This is a genomic window from Streptomyces sp. NPDC104831, assembly GCF_055583025.1.
On sequence record NZ_JBVJOT010000022.1, the window covers coordinates 28,492 to 45,129 of the forward strand.

Below are 16,638 nucleotides of genomic sequence, written 5' to 3' on the forward strand. Positions count from 1 at the left end.
CCCGTGGGGACCCCCCAGGGTCGTTGTGCGGGTGTGTGGGGGGGGCGCCCCGCCCCCCCCCCCCCCCCCCCCCCGCTTACGGCACGCCCGGCGCGATGCTTCTCGAGCGTTTCGCGCGTGGCTGCCCGCTACTCGGCTCAGCCCAGCAGGGTGCCGAGGTAGTTGCTGTTCTTGCGGACCTTGATGGTCTTCTTCATGGCGCACACCCCCAAACCGATACTCGATCCGACAGGCGGCGGGCCCGGGAAACCGGCCCGACTACTCGGCTCAGCCCAGCAGGGTGCCGAGGTAGTTGCTGTTCTTGCGGACCTTGATGGTCTTCTTCATGGCGCACACCCCCAAACCGGTACTCGATCCGACAGGCGGCGGGCCCGGGAAACCGGCCCGACTACCCGGCTCAGCCCAGGAGGGTGCCGAGGTAGTTGCTGTTCTTGCGCACCTTGATGGTCTTCTTCATGGCCGCCACCTCCTTTCGTCGTGAATTTCACGCTCGTGCGATTCGTTCACGGCCCGCCGGTCAGCCGACAGAGGCCATGCGAACGCTGGGAGCGCCGCCTTTGTCGCCCAGGACCACGTCTCCGTTTTCGGTGTAGACGGTGGTGTCGGGCGAGATGATGTCGAGGTGGTACTGGGTGAAGGGCGTGAGACCCAGTCCCCAGTGGAGGCAGCCTCGTTCACCGCCGTACACCTCGTTCATGGCATGGTTGCCCGGAAGAATGTCCAGGCTGGTGTTGAGGGCGTGTCCGATCTCCCAGACCAGCGCGTAGCGCGAGTCGATCTCGAACATGGCCTCGAAGACCTTGGCGACCTCGGCGCCTTCCTTCCGGAAGGGGCGCAGGGAGGTGATCGTGCCTTTGGTGACGTCGCAGACGATCGCTTCGTGTTCCAGGCCGGCGAGCTTGCCGGACAGACGGGCCTGGTCCCTGCGGGTGAACGACGGCGTACCGCTGTGCAGGATGGGGAATCCACGGAAGGCGATGCTGCCTTCGAGCGGGAGGTGCAGCTTTTCGTCGAATTCGACGATCTGCATCGGCAGCACGCTGATCTCCCCGGAGGGGACGATCTGCTGCTCCCCCCATTCGAGGGGGCCGGCCTGCTGGTTCCAGATCAGGTCCTCGGCGAGGTGGTCGAGCACCGCGCGGGTGCCGTGCCGCTCGTCGACGTAGAGCAGGTGGTCCGTGGTCTCGGCCAGCTCGAAGAAGCGGTCGCTGAACTCGCCCTGCTCCTTGGCGGAGGTGTTCTCGATGACCCCGATGAAGTGCCGGATGATCTCGAGGTCCGCGGGCGTCGAGTTGCAGGCCATCCCCATCAGCTTGCGACGCGGACCGAGGGCTTCTTCCGAGGGCGACTCAAAAAAGCGGTACGGCGAGATGACCAGGGAGTGCGACTGCTGAGGAATGGTTTCGTCAGCCAGCATGGTCTCGAAGTCGTCGCCCTTGCCGATAAAGATCGTCCGGTATTCGGCGTACGGCGCTTCCTTGACGATCTCCAGCTCGTTCTCGAGTTCCCGGTTCGTAATCAGGCAGAAGATGCTGCCCTCTGCCGGCCCGAACTGGCTGTATCGAGCAGGATTGATCTTAACCCTCGCCATAAGCAGCTTCCCTCTCATTGATCACGAGGCGCTCGGCCCAGGGCATAGCCAACACGAGGCACGACGAGACATGCAACACACCCTCCGGAATACGGCCGGAAACAGGAGAGCGAAAACAGGAAAACGGAAGCAATGAATCCAGGACCGCAACGGCACCAGCACGTCTTTTATCGCGATCAACGCTTGTCAAGCACGCGTTTTTCACGTTGCCGAAACATTCCGTACAGCGGAGTTTCAGGCCATGATCCGGATTTCGGGCCCCACGCCGGCGGCGATCTCCCGTCCCGGCGGGCCGTGGCGCCCACCCGGTCGACGGCACCACCCGCGGCGGAGAAAACGCCCGGCCGGCCGCGCGGCGCCCGAGAGCCGGGCCAACTCTCGTCCGCGGCACGGCCGTTCGTCAAATCGGCGACGACGGCGACAGGGCGATGCCCGGACGACCGGGCCCGGCTCGCGGCGGCGGCACCGGCGGCCGCCCCCGGCCCGCCCGGGCGGCACCGCGGGTGACGGGCCCCGCGCCGCCTGGTGCTAGCTCCCGGCGCCTCCCGGGTCCCGGACGGCGGCGCTCAGCGGAGCGACCGTCCGCCAGCCCATGGTCTCGTACAGGGCGCGGCCTTCCTCGGTCGCGCCCAGTACGGCCGCCCGCGCGCCCTGGCGGGCCGCGGCCTCGGCGAGTGTCCCCATGACCACGCGGCCGAGCCCGCGGCGCCGGTGGGCCGCGTCCGTCTCCACTTGGTCGACCACGGCGGTCGGGCCGGTGACCGCGATCTGCCCGCGCGCGGCGAAGGCGCCGTCGGCGGCGCGCACCACCACGCGGGTGACGTCGGCCCGGTCCCAGGTGTGCAGCCGGTAGCCGCCGGGGAGGGGGAGCGGGGTGTCCCCGGCGGCCAGCCGTACGGCCATGAGGGCGGCGTGGCCGTCCAGGAGGAACCAGCCCGGCGGCAGCCACGCCTTCAGGGTCCGCGCCGGCACGAACGCCTTGAGGGGGACGCCGGGGGTGGTGGTGTTCTCGGCCAGCTTGCGGACGGTCGCCTCGTCGGCGGTGGTGACGACGTGCCGGGCGACCTCCTTGGGCAGGCCGACGTCCACGGTGAACCCCCAGGGCTGGGGCGTCGGCCGGGCCGCGCCACGCGAGACGACCCAGCCCTCGACCCATGCGCGCACCGCCTCGGTGGTGGTCCTGAAGGGCACGGCCCCTCCCTCAGTCGGTAATAGGTGCACTTGCCTTTGAGTTATTACACCATGGGGGCCGGCACGGAGGCGAGCACCCGGCGTCCGGTCCTACCCGGCCGGGGCCGCCAGGCGGAAGCCGACGCCGATCGCCTCCAGGTCCGGTTCGTAGGCCCCGTGCCTGCGGGCGCAGCGGGCCAGGTCCCGGTCGTGCCGGAAGGCGCCGCCTCGGGTGATGTGCGGGTCGAAGGCCCAGTCCTCGGTGCGCGGCACGTCGGCGGGCGCGCCCGGGTAGGGGGCGTAGAGGGTGGAGGTCCACTCGTCGGCGTTGCCGGCCATGTCCAGCACCCCGAAGGGACTGGCGCCCTCGGGGAACGAGCCGACGGGCGTCGTGGTGCCGATGCCGAGGTCCACCAGGTTGGCCAGGCCGGTGCGGTACTCGTCACCCCACGGGAACTCACGGCTGTCGTCGCCCCGCGCGGCACGCTCCCACTCGTCCTCCGTGGGCAGCCGTACCGCGAGGCCGCCGAGCCGTTCCCCGAGCCACCGGCAGTAGGCCACCGCCGCCTCCCAGGAGACGCCGGTGACCGGGTGGTCCGCCGGCGCCTGCGGGAGCGGCCTGCCGGTGGCCGCCGCGAAGAGCGCCCACTGGCCCGCCGTGACCGGGGTGCGGGCGATCCGGAACGCCGGGACGTGGATCTCCGCGCGCGGGGCCTCCTTCAGGTACCACTCCACCGGCACACCGGTGTCCGCGTAGCGGCGGGCCACGGCCGCCACTTCCTCGGCCGGCGTACCCCGGCGCACCGTCCCGGCCGGAATGCCGACCCAGTCCACTTGCTCCACCTGCATGGCTCCTCCTCGTTCGAGCGGACAGGCTTCATGATCGCCCCTCGGGCGACGGCCGCCGAGGCGGGCGATCCTCCACCCGGACTGACGGCCGCCCCCCAACGAGACCGGCGGGGGGCGGAGTTGCCGCGTCGACGCGGACCGCCGCGTCACGGCGCGCGCAGGGTGGCGTGCTCAGGTGAGGCCGTAGCGCGCGCCGATGCCGGCGACGACGAGCGCCAGGCCCTCCTCGAACTGCCGGTCGTAGTCGTCGAAGAGCAGGCCGCCGGCCTCGGCGGCGAGGGGGAAGCCGGCCAGGCGGCGGGCGCGGTCCTCGACGTCGAACCCTTCCCGGCGCTCGCCCGGGAGGGGCTGTACGCCCTGTTCCTCGATGACGAAGCCGATGGTGTAGGCGTTCGCGGTGCGGCCCGCGTCGACCGCCTGGGCGAGGCTGAGTCCGGCCCCGGTCAGCAGCCGCAGGTTCGCCTCCAGGGCGGGGGCGTGGTCCGAGGTCGTGAAGCGGGTGCCGCTGAAGACCCGGGCGCCGTCGCGGTAGCCGAGCAGCGCGGTCCGCAGGCCGCGGTTGACGGCGAGCAGCCGTTCCCGCCAGGTGTCGGCGGGGTCGAGCGGGGCGCGGGCGAGCATCTGCCGGTACATCCGTGTCGCCATCTCGTCCAGCAGCGCCTGCTTGTCCTTGAAGTGCCAGTACAGGGCGGGTGCCTTGACGTCCAGTTCCCTGGCGATGGCGCGCAGGGTCAGCCCGTCCAGGCCGACCTCGTTCAGCAGGCGCAGGGCGGTGTCGGCGACCCGCTCGCGGTCGAGGGGGGCGCGTTTGTCCGTACTCACGCTTGACAGCTTAACAGCGTTAAGGGCACTCTCCCGGAGAGCGGAACTTAACGCCGTTAAGGAGAAATGTCATGGATGTTCTGATCGTGGGCGCCGGCCCGACCGGTCTGACCCTCGGGATCGATCTGGCGCGGCGGGGTGTGGACGCGCTGGTGGCGGAGCGGGGCGAGCACCTGTTCCCCGGCTCGCGCGGCAAGGGGCTCCAGCCGCGCACCCAGGAGGTCTTCGACGACCTCGGCGTGCTGGACGCGATCCGGGCGGCGGGCGGCCCCTACCCGAACCGGATGGTCTGGAAGGACGGCGAACGGCTCGGCGAGGAGTCGATGTTCGAGAAGCTGGACGCGGACGAGGGCGTGCCCTACGGCGAGCCGCTGATGATTCCGCAGTGGCGGACGCAGGAGGTGCTGTACGCGCGGCTGACCCGGCTGGGGGGCAAGGTCGCCTTCGGGCGCGAGGTGACGGCCCTGACGCAGGACGCACAGGGCGTGACGGCACGGTTCGCCGACGGCAGGGCACTGCGCGCGCGGTACCTGGTCGCGGCCGACGGCGGGCGCTCGGCGGTCCGCCGGGCGCTGGGGGTGGACATGGCCGGGGAGACGGTCGACCCCGCGCCGTTCGTGGTGGCGGACCTGCGCCTGAGGGGCCTGGACCGGAACCACTGGCACGCCTTCCCCGGGGACGACGGCGGTTTCCTCGGGCTGTGCCCGCTGGCCGGGACGGAGGACTTCCAGCTGGCGGCCCGCCTGCCGGAGGCAGAGCGAGCGGACGTCTCCCCCGACGGCATCCGCAAGCTGGTCGCCCGTCGCACGCACCTGGACGCGCAGGACGTGACGGAGGTGGGCTGGGCGTCCGAGTTCCGGCCGCGAGCGGCCCTGGCGGACCGGTTCCGGGCCGGCCGGGTGTTCCTCGCGGGCGACGCGGCGCACGTGCACTCGCCGGCCGGCGCCCAGGGCCTGAACACCAGCGTGCAGGACGCCTACAACCTGGGCTGGAAGCTGGGCGCGGTGCTGCGGGGCGGTGCGCCGGACGCGCTGCTGGACACCTACGAGGAGGAGCGCCGGGCGAACGCCGCGGCCATGCTGGAGCTGTCGACGGGTGTGCACCGCGGACAGGTGCGGCGCGGCAGGGCGACGGTGCAGCTGGGGGTGGGCTACCGGGAGTCGTCCCTCAGCGTCGACACGCGCCGCCGGGCCGCCGGGCCGCGCGCGGGTGACCGCGCCCCCGACGGCACGGTGGCGGGCGTACGGCTCTTCGACGCGTTCCGGGGGCCGCACTGGACCCTGCTGGGAGCGACCCTCCCGGGACTCCCCTCGCTCCCCGCTCCCCCGGCCTCCTACGGCCCGGGCGTCTTCCTGATCCGCCCGGACGGATACGTGGGCTGGGCGGGCGACACGACGAAGGGGCTGCGGGAGTACGCCGACCGGACGGGATCCCTCACGACGGCCTGAAGCGGACACGGCGACGAGCGCCGACCGCGCCGGGAACGCCGCACCGGTCCCCGCGACGGAAGCGGACTCGACCGGCCGGTCCGGCCGCGACGGCGTCGGACCGGCCGTTCACGCCGGGCCCGTCGGGCTGTCCAGCCGGGACGGGGGCGTCGTGCGGCCGTCCACGGCCGGCGGGAGCCGGGGGCCCTGCCCGTCGGGCGGGCGAGGATCCGTCCCGGGCCCGCCGGGCCTGGTACCCGCCCGGCGGCAGCCGGGCGCCTGCCCGCCAACGCCTCACCCCCGCCCGCCCGTCGGCCCGCGCGTGGCCGGATCCCGGTGGCACGGCCGCGGCGGCTGCCGAACCGCCTCCCTCGCCGTGGTGACCGACGGGTACGGTTTGACCATGGAATCCGGAACAAGTCCCGCCGCCGACAAGACCGTCGGACGCGTGGAGGCCATCAAGACCACCGCACGCCGGCTGCTGGGGACCCTGGGGGCCGGGCAGCTGTCCCTGGACGCCGTCGCCGAGGCCGACGGCCTGTCCCGCTCCGACGTGGCAGCCGTCTTCCCGCACCGCGACGATCTGCTGACCGCCCTCATCATCGACGCCTACAACGCGTCCGGGGCCGCCATGGAGCGGGCCGACCAGGCCGCCCGGGACGCCGGGGCGCCGGCGGGCGCGCGGCTGCTCGCGGCCGCCCGTGCGCTGCGGCAGTGGTCCTTCGACCACACCGCCGAGTTCACGCTGATCTACGGCTCCCCCGTTCCCGGCTACGACGCCCCGCAGGACACCGTGCCGCCGGCCTCACGCACGCCCGCGGTGCTGGCCGGGATCGTGCGGTCCGCGCTGGAGGCCGGCGAACTCACCCCGCCCCGGCGGGCGGTGCCCGGGCCGCCGCTGCTGCGGCCGGAAGCCGTGGCCCTCTTCGGCGGCACGCCCGAGGCCCCCTTCACCGACCTCGTCGAACGCGGCATCGTGCTGTGGAGCGGCCTGATCGGGCTGTTGGTGTTCCAGGTCTTCAGCCGCACGCACGACAGCGTCCGGGACGAGACCGCCTTCTTCGACTTCGCCGTCGCCGTGGCGGCCGAAGGCATCGGCCTGCGAGTCCCCGTGGACGACAACACCCCCGAGAACACCACCGAGTAGACCGACCGAGCCGTCCGCCGCCCGCGCGGCTTCCCAGGAATCGGGCCGTGACCACCATCAGAACACTCTGCTTCGTCATCGCGGCGCTGTCCTCGTACGCCGCCCTCGTCTACCGGCTGTGCCAGGTGCGCCGCAACTGGCGGGACAGCGCCTACCGCACGCTGGTGATCACTCTGCTCCTGCAGTCGCTCACCTTCACGATGGGCGCCGTCGCCATGGGCGGCGGCGCCTTCCTGGGCGTGGGCAATCTCGCCATCCTGGTGATGCACCTCTCGGCGGTCGCCTTCTGTGTCAGCGCGCAGATCATCCTGCTGCACTGGGCGGCCTCCGAGACGGAGGCGGCACGCCTGAGCCGCTACTGGCTGATCACCGGAGTCACCCTGGACGTCCTGCTGACGGTGCTCTTCCTCGTCGCCGACGGCACCGGCCGGCCGGCCTCCGACTTCGACACCGGCAGCGGCGATCCGCTGGTCCTCACCTACCTGTTGCTCTTCATCGTCTCCCAGGCGGTGCCCTGCGTCACCATCTTCCGCCAGTGCGGGCCCTACGCCCGGATGTCCGACAAGCCCTCGCTGCGGCAGGCGCTGCGGCTCCTGTCCGTCGCCGCGGTGGTCCTCTTCCTCTACTGCTCGGCGAGGACGGTCAACATCCTCACCGCCGCGGCCGGGGTGGACATCGGCGCCTGGACGCTCGCGTCCAACCTCTTCAGCGCGGCGGGCATCGTGATCCTCTCCCTCAGCCTGACCGTGCCCTCCTGGGGCGCACCGGCCGTCAGGCTGGTGGAGTGGGTGGACACCTACCACTCCTACCGTGTCCTGTATCCGCTCTGGCGGGACTTGTACGAGTCCTCCCCGGACATCGTGCTGGAGCCGCCCGCGGCCTCGGTCGCCGACCTCGACTACCGCCTCCACCGGCGGGTCGTGGAGATACGGGACGGCTGGCGCGATCTGCGTCCCTACATGGACCGCAGCGCCGGCGGCACGGGCGGGCCCCGCCCGCAGGCGGGCGAGGAGTCGCGGCAGGCGTTCGCCGAGGCCGCCCAGATCCGGCAGGCGCTGCGCGCCAAGCGCGCCGGCACCATCCCCGACGACAACAAGGACACCGCGAACTTCGAAGATCGTGATTCGGACAACTTCGCGGCGGAGACGGCCTGGCTCACCCAAGTCGCCAGCGCCTACCGTAAGCTCGGCAAGGCTGGTTGAGCTCCCGCCCGGTCCGTTCCCCCGTCGGACCGGGCGGGTCTTCTCGTGCCCGTGTCCCGCCGCCGTTACTGCGGCGGGACACGGGCCGAGCGGCGCCTTCCGGTCAGGCCTGCCCACCCCCTGGGACAGGCCCGACCGGATCAGCCGGAGCCGACTCGGCCACCCCCGTGAGCCAAGTTAGCTACCAGCTATCGGCGCGCTTCAACGTTGGCGGAGCCATGCCCAATTGTCAACTGACAGCTAATCTGGAAAACTGTCATATAGCCAAGGGCATCATCGAGGGGCGCACCGGAAGGGAGGATCAGTGTCCGAGCCCGACGACCGACCCCTGCTCGCCACCCGCCTGGACAGCCTCTTCAGGACGGTCCGCCCCAAGGGCAGGCACTGGACCAACGCCGAGGTGGCGGAGGAGCTGAAGCGGAGCAACCCCGATCTGAAGGTCGGCGGCGTCTACCTCTCCCAGTTGCGCACGGGCAAACGCTCCAACCCCTCACCGGACCTCCTGGCGGCACTGGCCCGGTTCTTCGGTGTGTCGGTCGCCTACTTCTTCGACGACGAGGTCGCCGAGTCGGTCCTGAGCGAGTTGGCCGCCGTCGAGGCGTTGCGGCAGGCGGGGGTGCGGGCCGTGGCGATGCGGGCGGCCGGCATGAAACGCGAGAACCTCCAGGCGATCACGGCCATCATGGACCAGTACCGGCAGTTGCAAGGGCTGCCCCCGGTGACCGACGTGCCCGAGGCGGAGGGAGGGGATCCGGCTCAGTGAGAGGGCTCAGGAAGAGTCGGCCGGCCGAGCAGGACCGCCGCAGTCAGCTCAAGCGGCTGCGCAAGGCCGGTGCCCAGCGCATCGCCGCCCTGGACCTTCCCGACGTGGCCGACGTGGCCGAACTCTGCCTCCACCTGGGGAGTGTCCGCGGCCGCCCGATCACGCTCGTGCCGATGCAGATGCCGGCGTCGCACCCGTGCGGCATGTGGGTTGCCGCACGGGACGAGGACCTCATCTTCTACGACGCCAACACCACCACCGCGCATCAGGAGCACATCATCTTGCACGAGCTCGGTCACATCATCTGTTGCCATCGCGGGGCCGGCCTGCTCGACGAGACGACCGCTCGCCTCCTCTTCCCCAACCTCGACCCCGAACTCGTGCGGGACATGCTGCTGCGCGCCACCTACGACGACGTCCAGGAACAGGAGGCGGAGATCATCGCCTACCTGCTCTCCCAGCAGGTGGGGAGCACCCGCGAGCAGCGGAGCGCGCCGTCGGCCGAGGACGCCGGCCAAGGCGGGACCACGGGCGGCAACGCCGTGCTGAGCCGGATCGAACGCACCCTGATCTGAGACACCCCGGTCACCCCACGGCGGACGTCACCTCCTCGGCCAGCACCGACACCACCCGCCGGATGTCCTCTTCGCGGTGCTCGCTGGTGACGAAGAACCGCAGCCGCGCCAGGCCCTCCTCCACGGCGGGGTGGAAGATCGGATCGGCTATGACGCCGCGGTCGTACAGCCGGTCCGCGACCCTGAGGGTCCGGGCCGAGTCCCCGAGCACACAGGGCACGATCGGGGTGTGGGCACTGACGCCCGTCGCCAGACCGGCCGCGGCGGCCAGCGAACGGAAGAGGTCCGCGTTGCGCCGCAGGGCCCGTACCCGCTCCGGTTCCGCGACGATCAGCTCGGTGGCCGCCAGCGCCGCCGCCGCGTTCGCGGGGGTCAGGCCGACGCTGTAGACGAAGCCCGGCAGGGTGTGCCGCAGCCACCGCACCATCCTGGCGGAGCCGCCGAGGTAACCGCCGCAGCTGGCGAAGGCCTTGGAGAGGGTTCCCATCCACAGGTCCACGTCGGACCGGTCGACGTCGAAGAACTCGCCCACGCCGCGCCCGCGTTCGCCCACGGTGCCGATGCTGTGCGCCTCGTCGACCATCAGCAGCGCGCCGTACCGCTTCTTCAGCTCGATCAGGGCCGGCAGGTCGACGAGGTCGCCGTCCATGCTGTAGGCGCCCTCGACGGCTATCAGCACCCGCCGGAACCGGGACCGGTTGGCCCGCAGCAGGTGTTCCAGCCGGCCGACGTCGTTGTGGGCGAAGGGGCGTCGCGCCGCCCCGGAGAGCGCACAGCCCTGGAGGATGCTGTCGTGGGCGAGCGCGTCGTGCAGGACGAGGTCGTCCCGGCCGACGAGGTGCCCGATCGCGGTGACGTTGGTGGCGTGACCGCTCACCAGGGCCACGCAGTCCTCGACGCCGAGGAAATCGGCCAGCGCGCGTTCCAGCCGCACCGTCAGGTCGCGTTCGCCGGAGAGCACGCGGCTGGCGGAGACCGAGGTCCCGTACCGGTCCACCGCGCGGCGCGCGGCCTCGTTGACCGCCGGGTGCCCGGAGAGTCCCAGGTAGTTGTAGCTGCCGAAGGACAGGTACGACCGGTCGCCCACCACGGTCGTGTCGCGGATGTTGCCCTGGTGGACACGGAAGTAGGGGTAGTCCGCGCCGCTGTCCGTGATCGCGTCGAAGCGCTCCTCGAAGCGCCGCACCTCGGGGAAGTCGTCGACGCGGGAGGTCTCCGCGTCCCACCGGGGCTCCTGCCGGCCGTGCGGGAACGGGAGCGGTGCGGGCCCCTCCCGGACCGGCTCCCCGCCGGGATGCGCGGCGGCCAGCTCGATCAGCCGGGCGACGGTGAGCGTCGGCTCGTACATCTCCTCGGTGCGGAAGCCCGGCAGCCGGTTGCCGATGCTCACCTCCAGTTCCTCCAGCATCAGCGAGTCGAAGCCCAGGTCGGCGACGAGTGCCATCCGTTCCTGGACGTCCGAGGGCGGGAAGACCCCGATCCGGGACACCTCCTCGCGTACGACGGCGGAGGCGGCGGACGTCCGGGGCGCGGGCACCGTTTCCTCCGGCTCGCCCGCCGCGCGGGCGGGGCCCACCGGGACGGCCTCGCGGGCCGATGCGTCCACCACCCAGTGCCGGCGCGGGGCCAGCGGACTCGGCGGCAGGGTCAGCGGCGGCAGGCGCTCGCCGGTGGGACGCAGCCCCGGGCCGGTGACCGCGTGCTCCGCCAGCCGCAGCAGCTCGGCCGTGCGCGGCTCACCGGACAGCCGCCCCGGCACCGGCCCGGCGGCGTCGGCCGGCGTGCCGGGCGGCGCGGTGCCGGCCCGCTGCCCGGGCCCGATGTCTCCGGTGCGGCCCGCCGCCACCGCCTCGGCCGCCCCGGTCAGCCTGACGACGGCGTCGGCGGCGTCCTGTGCCACCACGGCCAGTCGTTCGCCGAGGAGCGCACGGCGGCCCAGGGTGTCGGCCACCCGGTCCAGCGGCGCTTCGCCGGCGGCGACGACGTGCGCCAGCTCCCGGGCGTGCCGGGCCAGCCCCGAGCGGTCGCGAGCGCTGAGCACCAGCAGGTGCGGACCCGCCTCGGGTGCCGGGCGGGCCGGCCGCGCGGCGCATTCCTCCAGCACGAGGTGGACTCCGGTGCCGCCGAACCCGAAGGCGCTCACCCCGGCCCGGCGCGGCTGCCCGGCATCCGGCCACGGGACGGCCTCGGTCGGGACGGTCAGCCGCGCGGCGTCGAGCCCGGCGGAGTCGGCCAGCCCGAACGCGGGCTGCGGCGGGACGATCCCGTGGTGCACGGCCAGGGCGGCCTTCATGAGACCCGCCAGGCCGGCGGCGCCGAGTGAGTGCCCGACCACGGCCTTCACCGCTCCGAGGTAGGCGTGCGAGCCGCTGTCCCCGCGCAGCTCGCGCAGGGCCTTGATCTCCACCGGGTCCCCGACCGTGGTCGCCGTGCCGTGCGCCTCCAGGTAGCCCACCGCGTCCGGGGTCAGGCCGGCGTCGCGGTAGGCCCGGCGCAGCGCGCGCAGCTGACCGGCGGCCTGGGGCTGCATGCCGCCGTGCACCGTCCCGTCGTTGGCCGAGCCCACCCCGCGGATCACCGCGTAGACCCGGTCCCCGGCCGCCAGGGCGTCGGCCAGGGGCCGCAGCACCAGGAGGGCGGCGCCCTCGCCGAGGACGAAGCCGTCGGCCTCCGCGCCGAACGGCAGGCACTGGCCACTGCGCGAGATGGCACCGATCCGGCACAGCCCGACCAGCAGGTCGGGGGTCAGGGCCAGTTGGGCACCGCCTGCGAGGGCGATGCGGGTGCGGCCGGCCCGCAGCGCGTGCACGGCGTTGGCCACGGCCATGAGCCCGCCGGAGCAGGCCGCGTCCAGCGCGTAGCTCTCCCCGTGCAGATCGAAGACCGAACTGACGGTGTTCGGGCCCATGTTGAGCAGCAGCCCGGCCACGGAGGTGCCGTTCAGCCGGTCGACCGCGCGCACCATCTCCAGCTCCCCGGAGCCGGTCGCCCCGGCTCCGAACTCGCCGCCGGCCAGCTGGCGCATCCGGATCGGCAGGGTGCTGATCTCGCGGTACCCGCTCTCGGTGAGGGAGGTGATGACCGAGGTCTCCTCGCGGTCGAAGCCCTCGGCCTCCCAGCCCGCGTCCTGGATCGCCTCGCGGGCGAGGTCGATCAGCAGCCGGTGCTGCGGATCCATCGCCCGGGCCCGGCGCGGGGGTATGCCGTAGTGGGCGGCGTCGAAGTGGCCCACGTCCGGCAGCGTCGCCATGATGTCGGTGTAGGCGGCGGAGGCGTCCCGGAGGGAGTCGCTGAGGAAGGCGGCGGCCCGCCACCGCTCGTCGGGTATGCGGGTGAACTGCGGCTTCGGGCTGGTCAGCAGCCGCCAGTACTCGTTGAGGTTCCGCGCGCCGGGGAACCGGCAGGCCATGCCCACGACCGCTATGTCGTCCCGGTGCCCGGATCCGCTCGGCGCAGAACGCATCGTTTCCGCTCTCACTGCTCCTCACCCTGTCTGGCGCGCCACCAGTCCACGGTCGCCTCCACCTGTTCCTCGACAGGGGTGGCCCGCACCGAGAAGGCGGCCTCGTAGGCGCTGGAGTCGATGACGAAGGGGCGGTCGAACTGGTAGCGGATCTCCCGTAGTTCGCGCAGGAGCGGGGAGAAGACCGACGCGATGCCCAGGACGGCCGGTGGCAGCGGACGGACCGCGACCGGTCCGGTGCCCGCTTGGGCGGCGAGGCGGTCCACCATCACGCGGACGGACGAGGGAGGGGCGGTCGGCACGTGCCAGGCCCTGCCCCAGGCGCGTTCCTCGCCCGCGACCTCCACCAGGGCCCGGGCCACATCGGGGACGTAGCTCCAGCTGTGGGCGGCGTCGGGATCGCCGAGCGTGGAGACCGGCTTGCCGCGCAGCAGCCGAGGCACGACCCGGGCGGCCAAGTGCCCGCCGTCGGTCACGCCGGGCCCGAAGAAGTCGGAGGCCCGTACCTCGACCGCCTTGATGCGTCCCTGCTCGGTCAGTTCCCGGGTCCGTTCCCAGACCGCGGCCCGCGCCCGGCCCTTGGGCCCGGTCGCGGCGAGCGGCAGGTCCTCGGTCAGCGGACCGTCCACCGGTCCGTAACCGTAGAGGTTGCCCAGCATGACCAGGACGGCCCCGGTCGCCTCGGCCGCCGTGTGCAAGGAGGCCGCCAGCGGTGGCCAGTCGGCCGTCCAGCGGTGGTACGGGGGCGCGGCACAGCCGTAGACGGCGGTCGCGCCGCGGACGGCCTCGGTGAGCGCCTGCGGGTCCGCGGCGTCCAGTGCGAGGTGTTCGATGCCGGACTCGGGGGCGCGGCCCGAGCGGGTGATGACCCGTACACGGTGGCCCTGTTCGGCCAGCAGCCGCGCCGTGGCGGCCCCGGCGGGCCCTGATCCGATGACAACTTGAAGATTCACGCGCGCACCCTAACGCGCGGACCGGCCGCGATGTGACCGAGCGTGTCGCAAGCGCGTCATAGGGCAGCCGGAAACGACCGTACCACTGCGAAAGCCCGGTCCCGGCGGAGCCTCCCGCTGCGCACGGAACGGAGCCGGCCGCGCAGATGGACGGACCGTGTCCGTCAACCCGCCCTCGTGTGCCAGGGATTCACCGTTTCCGGTCAGGGGGTGTCCGGTCCCGGTCCCGGTCCCGTGCACGGATGGTACGGGCCGGAAGGTCTCGTTCCCTCGACCGTCACCGGCCGGGCACCGGGCCGCGACGTTCCGTGCAGCCCGGCACACGCGCCGTCCCTCCCCGCTCAGGAAGCCGTCTTGGCCGCCTTGGTGCCGTCGATGACCTTGTCGGCCGGCGGCGGCGTCGCCTTGACCGGCTTGCCGTAGTCCGAGAAGTGCACGGTGCCCGGGCTCTTTCCGCCCGACTGGTCCACCTTGAGAATGTACGGCTTTCCTTCGGTGGCGACGTACATGACGATGGTTTCGCCGCTCCCCTTCTTCTTCTTCAGCGGAATCGCCTCGCGGCCGTCCACCGTGGTGACGTCGCCCTTCGTCATTCCCTTGCGCTCGGACTTGTCGGCGTCCATGTCGGCGAGGAATCCCTGCTTGTCGCACAGCCCCGTCGTACGGGAATCGCCCACCGGCACCTTCACCCACCGGCCGCTCAGCGCCTGGGCCTGCTTCTGTCCGCCCGGGGAGTCCTGTGCGGCGCCGGCCCAGAACTTCTCGTCACCCTTGACATAGGTCGCCTGACCGGTGTGGATGACGTCGGCCGAGCCGCTTTCCATCGCCATCCTGCCCTTGCAGTTCTTCTGGGTGTCGACGTGGAAGTCGACCGTCAGCGGCCGGCCCTCCGCCGAGACCTTCCCGGCCATGCGCACCGAGGTGGCGTTCCGGGTGGCGGTCACCGCCTTGGCGGCCACCTGGTCCGCGCTCTGGCCCTGGAACGGCTGGTCCGACGAATCGCCGTCGGAGCAGCCCGCGATGCCGATGGCGGCGGTCGCGCAGATCACGGACACGGCCAACGTACGACTCACAGACATACGAATTCCTTCCGGGCAAGCTGCGATTGCTGTCGATCGGCCGCCACTGTTCCGGCTCGTGACGGCTGTCGTGGAACCCCGGTTTCCCCGGGATAATGGAATAGTCGCTTCCTCTTCCAGAACTTCCCCGCCCGGCCGGGCTGTTCGGCATTTCCGTCGGTTCCGGCCACCCCGTGACACGGAAGGCTTGCGGGCCCCCGCGGCGGGCAACCGGATAGCCCAGGGACCGCCGGACAGACGACGGCTGGACGAAGACGAGGACGGACCCGAGGAGGTCGGTGATGGTGTGGTGGGGCTGGGTGGTCTTGGTGGTCGCGGTGGTGGGGTTGCTCGTCGCCGCGGCCGTGGCGGTTCAGGCCAAGCGCCGTAGCGGAACGGTGATCGCGGTGCGCCCGGGCCGTGCGACCGACCGGGAGGGTTCGCAGTGATCGCCCTCATGCTCGCTTCCGAGCTGACCAAGCGGGTGGTGGTGACGCTGGGCGGTGAGGCGGTCGCCCAGATCAGGGACACCCTCTTCGACGCCCGCGCGGGCCGGATCACCGGGTTCACGCTGAGCGGGCGCGGGCTGCTGGCCGGTCCGCTCAAGGAGAGCCTGCCCTTCTCCGGGGTGCACGCCATCGGCCCGTCCGCCGTGATGATCACCAGCGAGACGGTGCTGGAACGGCGGGACCTGGCCGGCGCGGCCGGTGACGCCGGACACGGCCAGGTCATCGGCGCACCCGTGCTCACCGACCAGGGCACGGAGATCGGCCGGGTCCTGGATGTCGTGATCGAGGCCGGCGTCGGCGGACGCGTGGCCGGCTTCGAGATCGCCGCCGACGAGCACGTGGACGGTCACCGGCGGAAGGTGTTCATCCCGCGCGGCGAGACGCTGGCCGTCTCCGGGCGGGCCCTGGTGATCCCTGCGCACGCCCGGCACTTCGTCGCCGACGACCTGCCGAGCTTCAGCTCCCAGGTCGAGGCGTTCCGCGCACACACCGCGCAGTCGTACCCGGACGGTCCCACGATCGAGGCAGGAGGCCCGGCATGATGCTGTTCACCCAGGCGCAGGGGCTTGCGGTGATCACCGCCGACGAGGCCGAACCACTGGGGCGGGTGGAGAGCCTGACCCTGGACGCGCACACCAGGAGTGTCGCCTGCCTGCGCCTGTCCGGAGCCCCGAAGCACCTGGCGACCATCGCCTGGCACGCGATCGAGGCGGTGGGGCGAGACGCCGTCATCGTGCGCTCCCGGACCGCCGCCGATCCCGGGCAGGGCAGCCTCCCCGCCCATCAAGAGGCCCTGGGGCGCCGGGTGCTGACCGAACTCGGCAGCGCGCACGGCACGGTCAAGGACATCGCCTTCGACAACACCACCGGACACGTCCGCACGCTCTACACGGCCCTCGGCGAGATCTCCGGCGACCGTCTCCTCGGCGTCGGCTCCTACGCGGTCGTCGTACGCGCCGACACCGCGTGACACCGCCGCCGGAGGGCACCGGCGGGGAGCCCGCTCCCCTGCCGGCGAAGGAGCCGTCCGACAGCGGAGGGGGGGGGGGGGGGGGGGGGGGGGGGGGGGGGGGGGGGGGCGTGGGTGCTGTCTTGGCGTTGCGGCACCC

15 protein-coding genes are annotated in these 16,638 nt (G+C 72.4%); 8 read left to right on the forward strand and 7 right to left on the reverse strand.

The window, feature by feature from the left end; translation table 11 throughout:
* Positions 1-517: 517 nt before the first annotated feature.
* The 4 genes from ACZ63H_RS16970 to ACZ63H_RS16985 form a co-directional block, all read right to left on the reverse strand.
* The gene (locus tag ACZ63H_RS16970; protein WP_469865687.1) at positions 518-1,591 is read right to left on the reverse strand and encodes a hypothetical protein; all 1,074 of its coding nucleotides are present in this window, start codon (positions 1,589-1,591) and stop codon (positions 518-520) included.
* A gap of 528 nt (positions 1,592-2,119) precedes the next feature.
* Positions 2,120-2,782 carry a GNAT family N-acetyltransferase gene (locus ACZ63H_RS16975; RefSeq protein WP_469865689.1) on the reverse strand — a complete coding sequence of 221 codons (663 nt, stop codon included), beginning with the start codon at positions 2,780-2,782 and terminating at the stop codon, positions 2,120-2,122.
* A 90-nt stretch (positions 2,783-2,872) separates the two neighbouring features.
* The gene (locus ACZ63H_RS16980) at positions 2,873-3,610 is read right to left on the reverse strand and encodes a formylglycine-generating enzyme family protein (RefSeq protein ID WP_469865691.1); all 738 of its coding nucleotides are present in this window, start codon (positions 3,608-3,610) and stop codon (positions 2,873-2,875) included.
* Positions 3,611-3,781: 171 nt separating this feature from the next.
* Positions 3,782-4,432: a TetR/AcrR family transcriptional regulator C-terminal domain-containing protein gene (locus tag ACZ63H_RS16985; RefSeq protein ID WP_469865693.1), complete on the reverse strand. Its 651-nt coding sequence runs from the start codon at positions 4,430-4,432 to the stop codon at positions 3,782-3,784.
* A gap of 71 nt (positions 4,433-4,503) precedes the next feature.
* Between ACZ63H_RS16985 and ACZ63H_RS16990 the strand changes: the two genes are divergently transcribed.
* From ACZ63H_RS16990 to ACZ63H_RS17010, 5 genes are all read left to right on the forward strand, one after another.
* Complete coding sequence (locus tag ACZ63H_RS16990; protein ID WP_469865695.1) at positions 4,504-5,880, forward strand: FAD-dependent monooxygenase; 1,377 nt, start codon at positions 4,504-4,506, stop codon at positions 5,878-5,880.
* Between the two features lie 382 nt (positions 5,881-6,262).
* Positions 6,263-7,006 (forward strand): TetR/AcrR family transcriptional regulator, encoded by a 744-nt coding sequence (locus ACZ63H_RS16995; protein WP_469865697.1) that lies wholly within the window; start codon positions 6,263-6,265, stop codon positions 7,004-7,006.
* A gap of 47 nt (positions 7,007-7,053) precedes the next feature.
* Positions 7,054-8,208 (forward strand): MAB_1171c family putative transporter, encoded by a 1,155-nt coding sequence (locus ACZ63H_RS17000; protein ID WP_469865699.1) that lies wholly within the window; start codon positions 7,054-7,056, stop codon positions 8,206-8,208.
* A 304-nt stretch (positions 8,209-8,512) separates the two neighbouring features.
* Entirely contained in the window at positions 8,513-8,971 is a 459-nt protein-coding gene (locus tag ACZ63H_RS17005; protein WP_469865701.1) for a helix-turn-helix domain-containing protein, read from the forward strand.
* Positions 8,968-9,546, forward strand: a complete 579-nt coding sequence (locus tag ACZ63H_RS17010) for a toxin (RefSeq protein WP_469865703.1) — start codon at positions 8,968-8,970, stop codon at positions 9,544-9,546. The genes ACZ63H_RS17005 and ACZ63H_RS17010 overlap by 4 nt, the downstream gene beginning before the upstream one ends.
* A gap of 10 nt (positions 9,547-9,556) precedes the next feature.
* On the opposite strand, the gene ACZ63H_RS17015 is transcribed toward ACZ63H_RS17010, so the two are convergent.
* From ACZ63H_RS17015 to ACZ63H_RS17025, 3 genes are all read right to left on the reverse strand, one after another.
* On the reverse strand, positions 9,557-13,009 hold the full coding sequence (locus ACZ63H_RS17015; protein ID WP_469865705.1) for an aminotransferase class I/II-fold pyridoxal phosphate-dependent enzyme: 3,453 nt from the start codon (positions 13,007-13,009) through the stop codon (positions 9,557-9,559).
* A gap of 11 nt (positions 13,010-13,020) precedes the next feature.
* The gene (locus ACZ63H_RS17020; RefSeq protein WP_469865707.1) at positions 13,021-13,962 is read right to left on the reverse strand and encodes an NAD-dependent epimerase/dehydratase family protein; all 942 of its coding nucleotides are present in this window, start codon (positions 13,960-13,962) and stop codon (positions 13,021-13,023) included.
* A gap of 341 nt (positions 13,963-14,303) precedes the next feature.
* Positions 14,304-15,035: a hypothetical protein gene (locus tag ACZ63H_RS17025; RefSeq protein ID WP_469865709.1), complete on the reverse strand. Its 732-nt coding sequence runs from the start codon at positions 15,033-15,035 to the stop codon at positions 14,304-14,306.
* A gap of 287 nt (positions 15,036-15,322) precedes the next feature.
* On the opposite strand from ACZ63H_RS17025, the gene ACZ63H_RS17030 reads away from it, so the two are divergent.
* The 3 genes from ACZ63H_RS17030 to ACZ63H_RS17040 are packed head-to-tail and all read left to right on the forward strand — an operon-like array spanning position 15,323 to position 16,499.
* Positions 15,323-15,469 carry a hypothetical protein gene (locus tag ACZ63H_RS17030; protein WP_469865711.1) on the forward strand — a complete coding sequence of 49 codons (147 nt, stop codon included), beginning with the start codon at positions 15,323-15,325 and terminating at the stop codon, positions 15,467-15,469.
* Positions 15,470-15,477: 8 nt separating this feature from the next.
* Positions 15,478-16,071 (forward strand): PRC-barrel domain-containing protein, encoded by a 594-nt coding sequence (locus ACZ63H_RS17035; protein ID WP_469865713.1) that lies wholly within the window; start codon positions 15,478-15,480, stop codon positions 16,069-16,071.
* Entirely contained in the window at positions 16,068-16,499 is a 432-nt protein-coding gene (locus tag ACZ63H_RS17040; RefSeq protein WP_469865715.1) for a PRC-barrel domain-containing protein, read from the forward strand. The genes ACZ63H_RS17035 and ACZ63H_RS17040 overlap by 4 nt, the downstream gene beginning before the upstream one ends.
* Positions 16,500-16,638 lie beyond the last annotated feature (139 nt).

What these genes read in the sequence shown, in the direction of transcription:
- ACZ63H_RS16980 (WP_469865691.1), bottom strand. Translation starts at nt 3,610, where the DNA reads ATGCAGGTGGAGCAAGTGGACTGGGTCGGCATTCCGGCCGGGACGGTG.
- ACZ63H_RS17030 (WP_469865711.1), top strand. Translation starts at nt 15,323, where the DNA reads ATGGTGTGGTGGGGCTGGGTGGTCTTGGTGGTCGCGGTGGTGGGGTTG.
- ACZ63H_RS17015 (WP_469865705.1), bottom strand. Translation starts at nt 13,009, where the DNA reads ATGCGTTCTGCGCCGAGCGGATCCGGGCACCGGGACGACATAGCGGTC.
- ACZ63H_RS17040 (WP_469865715.1), top strand. Translation starts at nt 16,068, where the DNA reads ATGATGCTGTTCACCCAGGCGCAGGGGCTTGCGGTGATCACCGCCGAC.
- ACZ63H_RS16990 (WP_469865695.1), top strand. Translation starts at nt 4,504, where the DNA reads ATGGATGTTCTGATCGTGGGCGCCGGCCCGACCGGTCTGACCCTCGGG.
- ACZ63H_RS16970 (WP_469865687.1), bottom strand. Translation starts at nt 1,591, where the DNA reads ATGGCGAGGGTTAAGATCAATCCTGCTCGATACAGCCAGTTCGGGCCG.
- ACZ63H_RS17035 (WP_469865713.1), top strand. Translation starts at nt 15,478, where the DNA reads ATGCTCGCTTCCGAGCTGACCAAGCGGGTGGTGGTGACGCTGGGCGGT.
- ACZ63H_RS16995 (WP_469865697.1), top strand. Translation starts at nt 6,263, where the DNA reads ATGGAATCCGGAACAAGTCCCGCCGCCGACAAGACCGTCGGACGCGTG.